We start from the raw sequence: 11,628 nt of genomic DNA on the forward strand, positions 1-11,628 counted from the left end.
GCGACTCGGGCCGGCCCCTGAGCGATTGCGGTAGCCTTCCCCAGCCGGTTGGCGGCGCTCGGTCTCGCGCCGGACTGATACGTCCAGGCCCCTTCGTCCTGGCGGAGGGCGATCTCCCGGAGGACCTCATAGCCGGCGAAGGGTTTACCCGATGAGGTCTCGCCCCCACGCCGCATTGCGGCCCGGATGTGGCCCGAGGGTCCGATGTAGGCTCCCAACTCAGCATGAGCCTGCACGAAGATCCAAGTCGGCCGGCACCATGGCCAATAGGCGTCGGACGCCCAGGGCCAGCATCGGGACGCCTGTCGTTGAATGCCCAGCGCCCCATAAGACGCCCTCCTTGCCCTGTCCCGCCCAGACGACGCCGTAGGTGCCCAATGGGAAACTTCCCACCGGTGGGATTTTCGTCCAGGGCTCGTGCCAAGCGGCAACCGCTGCGGAGATTGCATGCGGCGAGTTGAGTTCTCCGGGGGAGAACCCGTACTTGGAAGCTGTCATGTCGCCGCTCATTGCTGGGCCTGCCCGTAGGTGAGGGCCTCCAGCAGCTCCCTTGCGCCAGGCTGCCCTTCCGTCCTCGCCTTTCTGTTCGCCTGCACGGCACCCCGAGCTTCCATCTGCCGCTTCCCGATGATGGGTTGCAGCTCGACGTTCTCCTGGAGGAACACCTTCTTGGCGGCCTCGCGGTAGCGCTGGACGATCTCCCCCAGCTTGTTGAGCCTGGTGCCCTTCACATCGGAGTCGCCATCAGGAAGGTCCTGGTAGGGCTCCGACTTGATGAGCGCCGCCAGCACTTCCTTGAGGCTCTTCTGCCCTGGGATGTGCCCCGACAGCTCCTGGAGCCGCTGGTAGGCGTTCTTGCCGTCCTTGAGGGTGAGTTCCCGAAGGTCCACGCCCTGGAGGTCCGTCCCAGGCTTGCCGATGCCGTGGTCCGTCTGGAGCATGATGCGGTTGTGCTCGGCCTCCACGATGTCGTTGTCCTGGGAGTCCGTAAGGCCCACGTGGCGCTCGATGGGATCACCCCAGACATCCATGGAGAGAGGAAGCGTCTGGGAGAGGCCAGGGACGCCCCGGATGGCATTGTCCACGAAGGTCCGCGCCTCACGGAGGTACGGGTCGGGATTGGCACCACGCATCAGCGAGGAGAACGGGAGCATGGAGCCCGCCGTTCGGCCTAGGAACTTCGGAAGCTCCGTCTCGGGGTCGAGGGCGGCCTTCAGCGAGTTGTTGAGGTTGAGGAGGAACGTCTTCTCGCCCAGGTTCTTGGCCACCGCCACGGCAACCGCCATGATGAGGTCCGAACGGTCCTGGTCGGGGTTCTTCTTCTGGAGGGCCACGATGTCAGCCACCAGGCCCATGACGGTGGCAGCGGGGTCGAACCTTCCGAGCTGGAAGTATTGCCGCTTGCCGTCCGCGTCCATCCAGGTGACCGAGTAGGGCTTCCATCCGGTCGAGATAAGCTCCTGCTTGAGCACGTAGTTGGCAGGACCGCTCCCGGTTAGAGAGTCGTTGGCCGCCAAATGAGCCGCGAGGCCCATGAACATCGAGCCCATAGCCATCTGGCCGATAGCCTGAGCTTGGGCCTCCATCCCGGACTTTCCAAAGAGTGCGTTTCGGAACTCACCCTGGAGGACGTTCAATCCCGGCGTAAGCTTCATGCCATACCGGATGACGTTGATGGGGGTCTTCACGAAGGGCAGTACAAGGGCCAGGATCGGCGCTGTCCTCCGAGCGCTTTGTACGGCTCGCCCTAGCGCAAATCCGGGAAGAGTCTCGTAGTTGAGGTCCTGCTGGAAGGTAGTTGTCTGGGCTTCGCGGACGGCGTTGGCATCGAGTGCCCTGCCCGTTGCCGGGTCGATGGCCTTGTCCATAGCCTTCTGCACGTAGTCCTTGAAATCCTTAGCGGTCAGTCCCAGGTCGGCAGCATCGGTGGCCGCTTTGGACTGCACCACGGCGCGGTAGCGGAGCGTCTTGAAGAACTCGTCGGCCCCACCCAATGCCCGCGTCGGCAGACCCACGGCAGACCCACGATGGTCCGGTAGTTAGCCGACTGCCAGGCGTTGTGCGCCACGTCCCAGACGGAGTTCCAGGGCTTCCACTGGAGGGGAGCCGTCTGGAGGCCAGTCATGGAGCCGTCGAAGAACTCCGTGTTCTGGGGGTTGAGGATGGAGTCTCCGCGCCTGAAGGCTTCGACAGCGTTGGACCACCCGTCCGCGAGAGATGCGATGGTATAGTGGTACTCCCGGAGGCCCTGCCTGGAGAGCGAGGACAGCTCCGCCCTCTTCCCTGGGTCCTTGGTGATGAGCCGAAGGGCCGCCGACCCAAAGATTTTCTCGGTAGGCCTTGCGGCCAGCATGAAGGCGTTGGTAGTGAGGTTGACCATGTGGGTTGGCCACATCCAGAGGAGGCCGTTGGTCAGGTGCCAGGTGGCCTCGTCCAAGACGCGCTTGCGCCAGTTCTCGTTGAGGAGCATGGCGACCTTCTTGGGATCGCCTCCGGCCTTTCGCATCACCATGATGACCTGCTCGGGGTCCATGCTCCTGAGTCGCGCGATATCGGCGGGCCTGAAGCGAAACTGGGAGCGAGCGAAGCGCAAGGTACGCCCCGAGTTGGCGAGCATGGAGTTGGCCGAGGCCATCGTGTCGAACGAGACCCCGAGCCGCGCCATGAACTCCTGGGTGGCGAGGGCGACGTTGCCCCCGAACTCCTGGAGGTTGCCGTTAGCAATCCTGCTGGCCAAGTCGTCCGCGTCGTTGAACATGCGGTTGCCGAGGCGGAGCGCGGCCTCCATCTGAGGAGCGAGAAGCTTGGCTTTGTCGCCGGCCTCCGCGAGTTGCCCGAGGATGAGCGCCGGGTCCTCATTGAACTGGAGGCCCAACTCGTTGGCGAGAGACCGCACATGCTCCGTCATGACCTTGCCACCCTTGGCGACGTTAAAGCGGTCCTCCAAGACCTTCGCGGATCGCTGGATAAGGGACTCCACGTTGCCGGTGATGTGAAGCTTTTGCCAAGGCAGGGGAATCTTCTTGCCAAAGTTGTGGCCGGCCTCCTGGGCCTGTGCCCTGGAGCCATACGTCTCGACGGCCTTGGCGTCCGCCTGGGTGTCCTTAAGTATCTTTGCAAGGTCATCGTCCGGTATCTCCTGGGTGGGAGTGGCCTTGGACGGCATCTTCTCGGTCTGGAGGAGGGGCTGGCCGGTCTCGGGGTTGATCGGTGGCTTGGTGCCGAGCTGCTCGATGGTGTCTTCGGCGGGGCCAGGAGCAACCTCCTCGGCCTTGGTGGGCCTGGACCCTTTGGCGACGGGTGCCTCACGGGGTACCTGGCCCGACTTGGGGGTCTCCTTCCATATCCCCAGGCGTATCTCTTCCTCAGGGTTGACGTTCACTTCGGGAGCCCGCACTTCGCCGCCGACTGAGGGCGTATCCGGCAGGCCGAACTCGTTGGCATTGGCCAGCCGGGTCTTCTCCAGCTTGGCGATCTCCTTCGCCGCCTCCGCCTTGTCACCGCCACGGAGGTACTTGATGACGCGCACCGCGCCGACCAGGCTCAGGTCCGCACCGATGGACTCCAGGGCATTCTTGAAGCGGCCCTCAGCGGCGGTGTCATCGGGGTCAGCCGCCAGGTAGTTCGTTACAGGGTTCTGGAGGTCAGGGAACTCCTCGACCAGGTTCGACAGGCGGTCTTCATGAGGATCGAGGACGGTGTAGCCGGCGATGGCACCCTTGGCGATCTCGAAGCCCGTCTTAAGGATGGCGCTGCCTTCGGTGTAGGCCTTCAGGGGAGCCAGGAGCTTGCCCGCCCCGATGAGCCCCACCGTGAGCTGTGAGACCCCTTCCGTCAACCCGTAGCCGATGCTCTCGTTGGCGAGCGCCCGGCCCTGGGCCTCGAAGCTTTGCCGAATGTCCGCCTTATCGGTCTCCTTGGGCTCGCCAACTAGGAAGTCTTTGGTCTCGAATAGCGCCTTGGAGGCACCGATGGACGCGGCTCTGGCGGTCCTCTCGATCACTCCGGCCCCGTCTGGTCCCTCTTGCTGCTGGAGGGCTATGCGGTCGCGGAATGCCCGGTCGCTTGCCGGGTTGCTGGGGTCGGCTTGCCTTCGTGCCTCCAGCTTGGCGGAGACCCTCTCTCGAATGCCCTGCGGATGCGGGCCTGCTCGTCGGCTGGTACGGGTGGGGTCGTGGTGTCCATGCTTCGTGTCTTTCCATAGGTTGGGCCAAGCGGTGGCCATCGAGGCTCCGGCTGGGCGGGTGAGTGGTGGCGAATCGGCACTGTTGCCGGTTGGGTGCTGGTGGTGAGGAATCTTGACGCACGGCCATACGGGCCATGGTGAACTCCATTGGGCGGGCCTCGGTGAGATGGTTGGGCGACCTTAGGAAGACGTGGTACGGGCGCGAGGCGGCGCTTATTGCTGCTAAAGGTGGATGCAGCCTAGATGGAGGGCATCACGCCCAGGCATCAGGTATGGCTGGCTGTGACTGGAATGGTCCACCGATACGATCTCTCGCGGATAGGTATTTATTCCTCACAAGAAGCATCAGCGCAGCCCATTGGATTGCCGGGTCTAGCTATGCCGCTCTTCAAGTACACACCAATGCCGAACCCTGAATGGCTACGCCGCATGTCAAGTACGTGGGAATTACGGGACTCGGCTGGCTGCGTATCAAGTAGGCGTCCTATTCAATCGCTACGGTCGGACGGCCCGACTCCGCTAGCCGCTCTTCAAGTACGTTCGCTATGCATTCGCCACGGCAGCGCGGCCTGGTGCACCGGCTACGAGCTGCCGTCCAGGATGAACTCGATTTGCGAGAGGAGCCCCCGCCCGCGCGGCGTCAGGTAGAATATCTTCTTGCGACCGTTGTCGGAGTTCCGCACCGTCCCGACTAGCCCCAGGCCCGGTGTGCCCTCGCGGTAGCCGTGGCCAAGATACCGCATGTGTTGCGAGATGGTGGTGGGCGAGAACCCCAGGCGATCTGCGAGGTCTTCTAGGGTAAGCGGGTCATTCGGGTCTCGCGGGTCGAAGCCCCAGATGGCGGCCCCGAGGAACGCCACCGAGATACCTATGGGCACATCCTTGGCCTCGGCCATCATGCGGCGGTTGGCTTCGAGATATCTACGGATTGTCTTACTCGACATCACACACTCACGCTCTGCTTTGGGGCCGGCTCGGGGATGGCCTGGCGGCCCGCTACGGGTGAGGCGGATGGGCACCGGCACCGGGACCGTAAGAGGAACTGACCTCATCGCGAACCGAGCTGACGTGCGACAGCCAGCCCGCTAGGTCACTCCCGGCCCTTCGGTCGGCCAGGAAGGCGCTCACCTCGAACTGCTCCAGGCAGTCCAGGGCGAAGGTGATGGCGATATCGGGGTCCGCAAATGCATCGGCTGATGCGGGGAGGGACGGCAGGCGGGCAGGCGTCAGGCTGGTCATGCGCAGTCTCCGGTTGAGTTGCGCCGCCCAGTATGGCCATAACGAGTCGCCGATCAACAAGTATAAACTGTGCAGGTTCGTAGTGTTGTCACGCGCACATTTATCGAGTGTCTGGGCCACTGCTCCTGCTGTTTTTTAGGCCGTTTTCAGGATGCGGAAGACACTTGCCCTCCCGATCCGCAGCTCCTGGGCGATGGCGTCGGCGGTCTTGCCCTCAGCCTTCAGCCTGATGACCTCGGGGGCCATGCGCCGAGCCGTGGGAGCCCTGCCCTTGTACTTCCCCTCGGCCTTAGCCCGCGCGATCCCCTCAAGCTGCCGCTCCAGCATCAGTTCCCGTTCGAACTCCGCAATAGAGCCTAGGAGGTTCACCATGAGCTTCCCCGTTGGGGTTCCGGTGTCCAGGTTCATCGAGAGGATGCGGAGAGCCACGCTCTTGCTTCGGAGCTGCGCGGTGATGCCCACGAGGTCGGCCACTGAGCGGGCCAGCCGGTCGAGCTTGGTGACGATGAGGGTGTCGCCCTCTCGCACGTAATCCAAGGCCCTCTCAAGCTCCGGCCTCTTGGTGGCCACGGAGGACAGCTCCTCGCGGAACACCTTCGCGCACCCTGCTCCGGTGAGGTCCCTGAGCTGAGCCTCCAGCCCGGCCTTCTGGTCGGTGGTGGAGGTGCGGGCGTAGCCGACGAGGTGCCCGTTCGGTATGGCGGTCGTGGCGGTATGCTCCGGTGCTTGCATGGTGGCTCCCCTTCGGATCATTAGACCCTTTGAGCATGTGATCCTTACGTCTCAAAATGTCAATCGATATTCGTGTGAGACTCCAAATCGACCGTTGCGGCCGATTCACTGAGGCAAGGCCTATTGATACTGCGGGTTTCGCTCGGAGCTGCCCGTCGAGTTTCTCGCAGGACGTATCATTATATCCTTGACTTCAGTGATACTTCTGGTACTGTGACTTGTCTCGACCACATCAATCAACCTGAAGGAAACAGCCATGTACGACTACGCCAGCCAGACCCCGTTCCAGATCAAGTTCAACGATGCAGAGCAGCGCTTCGCAGCCGATCACCTTCAGGGCGGCGAGCTTGCCGAATTCCAGTCCGATTGGCGTAGGGCCCGCGTGACAGGGGTGCAGTTCTGGCTTGACACCGTGGCGGAGCGGAAAGGCCTCCCCTGCCGCTGGCATGTCGCCGCCTAACGCTTCGCAACGCCGCTACGGAAGCCCCAGTGGTACCCATCCGGTGAAGACCGCAGACGTGCGTATCCGCGGCCATGAGCACCTGAGCACCGCGGTGCTGGGGTCAAGCTTTCGATGGGGAGACGCGATGATATTCTTCGAGGAGAAGTTCGACCTCCTCGATGCCTTCATCGGTTAACGCCAAGATCCCGTCGTCATCGTTGGCCCTGTAGACCCAGATGACGCCGTCCTCGGGCTCGAGACCGAGGGTCAGTTCCTGGATGAGCGCTTCGCTGACGCCGAGGTCCCTGGCGACACGTTCGACGGTGTAGACGTGATGCACCTTATTGCGCTGCATGGTCAGGCCGCCGCTGGTTGGGTCCGCAGTTTTGCGGACCTCCAATTCCACGGCAGCCAATCATCGATCCGATGGGCCGGATAGGCGGGAAGTCGGGCGAGGACGTCGGCGAGCCAGGCCTGAGGGTCGATGTCATTCAACTTGGCGCTGGCGATCAGGCTGTAGAGAACGGCAGCGCGCTGTCCGCCGCGATCGGAACCGCAGAACAGCCAGGACTTTCTGCCGAGAGCCATCTCGGGGTCATTCTGCCCATGTTGGGCAGGAGGTCGAGGTCCATTACCGTTGGCACCCGTATTTCGGACATCGGCTTCGCTGCGAGAACAGCGAAGAGCGCGCCAACGGCCGGATCATTCATCTCGTCGTCGCGCCCGGGCATGTCATTACCGCTCCGGCCTGGATGATCGATCCCGTGGCTTGCGCGGCGATGGACCTGGGCTCCCCGCGCGTATCGCTTGCCGCGCTGCTTGAGCTTCGCAAGCTCTTGATCGAACGCCGTTTCCGGCGAGGCTGTCCGGATGGTTTCACCATCGCGGAGGCGCAACATGAGAACCCTGCCACCACCGACACGATCTCTCGTGGTCGTTCGCCAACTCAGCTTGCCGCTCGACTCGCAGAAGCTGAACGGGCTGAGTTCAGCGCAACGGACCATAGTGATCGTCCGGCTCGCCAACGTATTGATGGCCGCCGCCGGCGTGGCAACGGAGGAGGAGAGCTGCGATGACGAGCGGTAATCTGATTCCGACTGCCGTCCTCAAGCGCAAGGCTGTCGTCTATGTGCGTCAGTCCACTCAGGCGCAGGTCCAGCTCAACCTTGAGAGCCAACGTCGGCAATATGAGCTTGTCGACGTCGCGCGGCGCTGGGGATTCCGCAAAGTAGAGGTGATCGACGAGGATCTGGGACGAACCGCAAGCGGGGCTGTGGAGCGTCCCGGTTTCGAGCGCCTGGTCGACGATCTGTGCACCGGCCATGTGGGCGCCGTGCTTTGCCTGGAGGCGTCCCGCCTGTCGCGCAACGGGCCGGACTGGCATCGGCTGCTCGAGTTGTGCGGCGAAGTTGATGCACGCGTGATCGATCTGGACGGAGTCTACGATCCGGGATTGCCGAACGACCGCCTGCTGCTCGGTATGAAGGGCAGCATCAGCGAGTTCGAGCTCGGCGTGCTGCGTGCCCGAATGTACGAGGCCGCCCGCGCCAAGGCACAGCGCGGGGAACTGCGCATCTCCGTGCCTTTCGGCTATGTCTGGCACCGCGATTACGGTCTCGGGTTCGATCCCGACATGCGCCTGCAGGAGACCATTCGCCTGATATTCGCGCGCTTCCGCGAACTCGGCAGTGCGCGCCAGGTCCTGATCTCGATGATCGACGATGACGTGCATTTCCCCAGACCCTCCGACGGCAAGAAGATGGTGTCCTTCGACTGGGTTCCGATCCGCTACCGCAACGTGATCTCGATCCTGAAGAACCCATTCTACGCCGGCGCCTATGTCTATGGTAAGAGCGAGAAGCGCACTGAGATCGTCGATGGCCGCGTTCGCAAGAGCTATGGCCATTACAAGCCGGCTAGCGAGTGGGCGGTGGTGCTCAACGACCATCACGAAGGCTACATCGGATGGAGCGAGTACGAACGGAACCAGGAACTGCTCGCGGCCAACGCTTATGGCAAAGCCGGCGGCGTCAAGTCGGGCCGCGGCGGTCGCGCACTGCTCCCCGGTCTCATCTCCTGTGGTCGATGCGGGCGAAGACTGGTTGTCATGTATGCCGGACGCGGCCAAGGTTATCCGGTATATCGCTGCGAGCGCGGCAACCTCATGATGGCCCAGGCGCGATGCATGTCGTTCAACGGCTTTCGCACCGACGCGGCGGTGACCCGCGAAGCGCTGGAGGCGGTTGCGCCGATGGCGATCGAAGCGGCGTTGGAGGCTGAACGGATGCAGCTGGAGAGCGAAGCCAAGCGGCGGCAGATGATCGAGATGGACCTGCAGCAGGCGCGTTATGAGGCATCGCTCGCCGAGCGCCGCTATGCCGCTTGCGACCCGGAGAACCGGCTTATTGCGGCCCAGCTCGAGAGGAGTTGGGAAGCCACGCTCAGGCGCGTGGAGACCTGCGAGGCCCGGCTGAGCGAAGTCCAGCGTGTGGAGCCTGTCGACGCGGTTCCGGACTTCACGGGCCTCGCCCAGAATCTCGAGGCCACCTGGAACGCGCCGGGTGTCGACATGCGCTGTCGTCAGCAACTGCTGCGCGCGCTCATCAAGGACATCGTGGCGGATGTCGATGACGATGCGCGCGACGTGATCTTGACCATCCACTGGCACGGAGGCCAGCACTCGCAGGTACGGGTTCGCAAGCCCAAATCCGGAGAGCATGGCCAGCGTACGCCTGAGGAGGCTCTGGCGATCATGCGATCCATGGCAACCCGATGGTCGGATGCCGAAATCGCTGCCACACTCAACCGCATGGGCATGCAGACCGGTCAGGGAAAGACCTGGACCGCGCGTCGCGTCCAATCGCTGCGCACGGTGCACAAGATCAGCGGCTATCGCTCTTCCGACAAGAAAGGCGAGTGGCTCACCATGTCGGACGCGGCCGCCCGGCTTGGAGTCTCGCACGTCAAAATCCGCCGGTTCATCAGGGATGGCCTCTTGCCTGCCGAGCAGGTCATGCGCGGCGCACCCTACCAGATCCGCGCCAGCGACCTCGAAGACGAACGGATCAAGGCCGATTTGGCGCGCAATACTCCGCATCGCATCCACGACGACAACCAGGAATCGCTGTTTTCCGCCATTTGAAAAGGAGGTGCATAATGAATCGGTCTTCGCGATGCCGCGCAGGGCTCGCTCGGCTGCATTGTTGGATAGGCAGATCCGCCCATCGTCGAGGAACCGGGTGAAGGATGACCAGCGGCGCAGCATGTAGTTGAAGGCCTTGGTCAGATCGTGTCCGCGCGAGAGCTTGTCGCGTGTCTCGATCATCCAGCGCTCGAGCTCGGTGACCAGCGGCAGGCTCCGCTCCTGGCGCACGGCGTGGCGTTGGCCTGGCGACAGGCCGTTGATCGCGCGCTCGATATCGAACAGGGCATCGATGCGCTTCACGGCTTCAACCGCTAGCGGATAGACCAGGTTGGGCTTCTCGCCGTGCGCCTTCTTGCGCGCCGCCGCTTCGATATCGGCCAGCTCGAACACTTTGCGCCGGCTGTGGGCCCAGCAGCTGGCTTCCAGAATAGGCGCCGGCTGACGGCCCGTCGCATAGAGATCGCCATAACCGCCATAGGCGTCGGCCTGCAGAATGCCGCTCCAGCCGGCGAGATGCGCCGCGGGATGTTCGCCTCGGCGATCGCGGGAATAGTAGAACACGACCGCCGGCGGATCGGCGCCGCCGAACGGTCGGTCATCGCGCACATAGGTCCATAATCGGCCGGTATCGGTCTTGCCCTTGGCCAGGACCGGAACCGTCGTATCGTCGCCGTGCAGACGTGACGCGGACAGCACATGGGTTTCGAGCCGCTTGAACAGCGGCATCAGCGCCGCGGCGCCAGCGCCGACCTGGTCGGCGAGCGTCGACAGGCTGAGCGGCACGCCTTCGCGGGCATAGCGTTCAGCCTGGCGGTTGAGCGGCTGATGCTGGCCGAACTTCTCGAACAGGATCATCGCCAGCAGGCCGGGACCGGCCCAGCCGCGCGGGGTGGCGTGGAACGGCGCCGGAGCCTGGCTGATCGCCTCGCAGTCGCGGCAGGTGAACTTCTCTCGCACGTGTTGGATCACCTTCCATTGCCGCGGCACCACCTCCAGCGTCTCGGTGATATCCTCACCCAGCCTGCGCAGCCGATGACCGCCGCAGCAATGGCAAGCGGCCGGCGCCGGCTCGACCACGCGTTCACGCGGCAGATGCTCGGGAAATGGCTGGCGCGCCGGTCGTTTGCGCACATAAGGCGCCACCTCGGTGGTCCGGGCCGCGGCCTGTTCGGCGGCGATCTCGTCTTCGGTCGCCGTGCTCTCGAGTTCCTCGAAGGTGAGCTCCATCTGGTCGTGCAGGCGGGCTGAGTGTTCAGAACTCTGACCATGCAGCGCCCGCTGCAGCTTCCGGATCGTCAGATCCTGATGTGCGATCAGCGCCGCATCATCCGATGCCTTGGCCCTGGCGACCGCCAGTTCGGCCTCGACCAGCGCAGCGCGCGCGGCCTCGTCTTCGGCTCTGGCCAGCGCCGCAGTCAGCGCTGTTCTCAGCGCGCCAATATCGTCCGGAACAGCATCCAGGGCGGTGGCAACCATGCCCTGGAGTGAATCATAAAACGCGTCCGCTGACTCGCGGAAAATGTCGCAAACTCAAAGAAAAACTCAGCCCGCGCGCTGCGGTCGGAACGTGTGGCGCGGGTTGCGCCAATCGATCCCGTCGAGCATGTACGCCAACTGAGAAGGCGAAATGGAAACCGTGCCGTCCGCCGGCGACGGCCACAGAAACCGGCCCTTCTCGAGCCGTTTTGCATACAGCGACATGCCGAGCCCATCATGCCAGATAATCTTGATCAGATTGCCGCTGCGGCCGCGGAAGACATAAAGATCGCCGGCGAATGGTTATGTGGCGCGCCACATAACCATTCTTATGCGTCGGGCGAGATTATGTGGCGGAGCCTTCCTGGTGCCAGCCTAGGCCCGCCGGTCCGGATTTTTCCGCCACAT

The 11,628-nt window shown here is 63.5% G+C and carries 9 protein-coding genes and 3 pseudogenes; 2 read left to right on the plus strand and 10 right to left on the minus strand.

The window, feature by feature from the left end; translation table 11 throughout:
* Positions 1 to 506 precede the first annotated feature (506 nt).
* The 5 genes from NKJ55_RS22785 to NKJ55_RS22805 all read right to left on the minus strand — a co-directional run bounded on the left by NKJ55_RS22785 (position 507) and on the right by NKJ55_RS22805 (position 6,157).
* Positions 507 to 1,994 carry a hypothetical protein gene (locus tag NKJ55_RS22785; RefSeq protein WP_352451818.1) on the minus strand — a complete coding sequence of 496 codons (1,488 nt, stop codon included), beginning with the start codon at positions 1,992 to 1,994 and terminating at the stop codon, positions 507 to 509.
* Positions 1,904 to 4,225 (minus strand): hypothetical protein, encoded by a 2,322-nt coding sequence (locus tag NKJ55_RS22790; protein WP_352451819.1) that lies wholly within the window; start codon positions 4,223 to 4,225, stop codon positions 1,904 to 1,906. Before NKJ55_RS22790 ends, NKJ55_RS22785 begins: the two co-directional genes overlap by 91 nt.
* A gap of 542 nt (positions 4,226 to 4,767) precedes the next feature.
* Positions 4,768 to 5,130 carry a hypothetical protein gene (locus NKJ55_RS22795; protein WP_352451820.1) on the minus strand — a complete coding sequence of 121 codons (363 nt, stop codon included), beginning with the start codon at positions 5,128 to 5,130 and terminating at the stop codon, positions 4,768 to 4,770.
* A gap of 52 nt (positions 5,131 to 5,182) precedes the next feature.
* Positions 5,183 to 5,425: a hypothetical protein gene (locus NKJ55_RS22800; protein ID WP_352451821.1), complete on the minus strand. Its 243-nt coding sequence runs from the start codon at positions 5,423 to 5,425 to the stop codon at positions 5,183 to 5,185.
* A gap of 135 nt (positions 5,426 to 5,560) precedes the next feature.
* Positions 5,561 to 6,157: a recombinase family protein gene (locus NKJ55_RS22805; protein WP_352451822.1), complete on the minus strand. Its 597-nt coding sequence runs from the start codon at positions 6,155 to 6,157 to the stop codon at positions 5,561 to 5,563.
* Between the two features lie 256 nt (positions 6,158 to 6,413).
* Here NKJ55_RS22805 and NKJ55_RS22810 point away from each other — a divergent pair, with 256 nt between their 5' ends.
* On the plus strand, positions 6,414 to 6,617 hold the full coding sequence (locus NKJ55_RS22810; RefSeq protein WP_352451823.1) for a hypothetical protein: 204 nt from the start codon (positions 6,414 to 6,416) through the stop codon (positions 6,615 to 6,617).
* 103 nt (positions 6,618 to 6,720) lie between these two features.
* On the opposite strand, the gene NKJ55_RS22815 is transcribed toward NKJ55_RS22810, so the two are convergent.
* From NKJ55_RS22815 to NKJ55_RS22825, 3 genes and pseudogenes are all read right to left on the minus strand, one after another.
* Positions 6,721 to 7,005 (minus strand): hypothetical protein, encoded by a 285-nt coding sequence (locus tag NKJ55_RS22815; RefSeq protein ID WP_352451824.1) that lies wholly within the window; start codon positions 7,003 to 7,005, stop codon positions 6,721 to 6,723.
* A pseudogene (locus tag NKJ55_RS22820) lies at positions 6,957 to 7,187 on the minus strand (transposase domain-containing protein); the annotation flags it as partial. The gene NKJ55_RS22815 and the pseudogene NKJ55_RS22820, both read right to left, overlap by 49 nt.
* Complete coding sequence (locus tag NKJ55_RS22825; protein ID WP_352451833.1) at positions 7,109 to 7,498, minus strand: hypothetical protein; 390 nt, start codon at positions 7,496 to 7,498, stop codon at positions 7,109 to 7,111. The gene NKJ55_RS22825 and the pseudogene NKJ55_RS22820, both read right to left, overlap by 79 nt.
* A 173-nt stretch (positions 7,499 to 7,671) precedes the next feature.
* On the opposite strand from NKJ55_RS22825, the gene NKJ55_RS22830 reads away from it, so the two are divergent.
* Positions 7,672 to 9,741, plus strand: a complete 2,070-nt coding sequence (locus NKJ55_RS22830) for a recombinase family protein (protein WP_352451830.1) — start codon at positions 7,672 to 7,674, stop codon at positions 9,739 to 9,741.
* A 27-nt stretch (positions 9,742 to 9,768) separates the two neighbouring features.
* Here NKJ55_RS22830 and tnpC read toward each other — a convergent pair.
* Positions 9,769 to 11,220: pseudogene (gene tnpC / locus NKJ55_RS22835) on the minus strand (IS66 family transposase); the annotation flags it as partial.
* Positions 11,221 to 11,286: 66 nt separating this feature from the next.
* Positions 11,287 to 11,511, minus strand: a pseudogene (gene tnpB, locus NKJ55_RS22840) (IS66 family insertion sequence element accessory protein TnpB); the annotation flags it as partial.
* Positions 11,512 to 11,628: the final 117 nt, after the last annotated feature.

This window comes from Mesorhizobium sp. M0106 (assembly GCF_040322715.1).
In the GTDB taxonomy this organism is placed as follows: domain Bacteria; phylum Pseudomonadota; class Alphaproteobacteria; order Rhizobiales; family Rhizobiaceae; genus Mesorhizobium.

Excerpts from the sequence above, each read along its gene's own strand:
- NKJ55_RS22790 (WP_352451819.1), bottom strand. The coding sequence starts at position 4,225 with ATGGCCACCGCTTGGCCCAACCTATGGAAAGACACGAAGCATGGACAC.
- NKJ55_RS22795 (WP_352451820.1), bottom strand. The coding sequence starts at position 5,130 with ATGTCGAGTAAGACAATCCGTAGATATCTCGAAGCCAACCGCCGCATG.
- NKJ55_RS22800 (WP_352451821.1), bottom strand. The coding sequence starts at position 5,425 with ATGACCAGCCTGACGCCTGCCCGCCTGCCGTCCCTCCCCGCATCAGCC.
- NKJ55_RS22805 (WP_352451822.1), bottom strand. The coding sequence starts at position 6,157 with ATGCAAGCACCGGAGCATACCGCCACGACCGCCATACCGAACGGGCAC.
- NKJ55_RS22810 (WP_352451823.1), top strand. The coding sequence starts at position 6,414 with ATGTACGACTACGCCAGCCAGACCCCGTTCCAGATCAAGTTCAACGAT.
- NKJ55_RS22825 (WP_352451833.1), bottom strand. The coding sequence starts at position 7,498 with ATGTTGCGCCTCCGCGATGGTGAAACCATCCGGACAGCCTCGCCGGAA.
- NKJ55_RS22830 (WP_352451830.1), top strand. The coding sequence starts at position 7,672 with ATGACGAGCGGTAATCTGATTCCGACTGCCGTCCTCAAGCGCAAGGCT.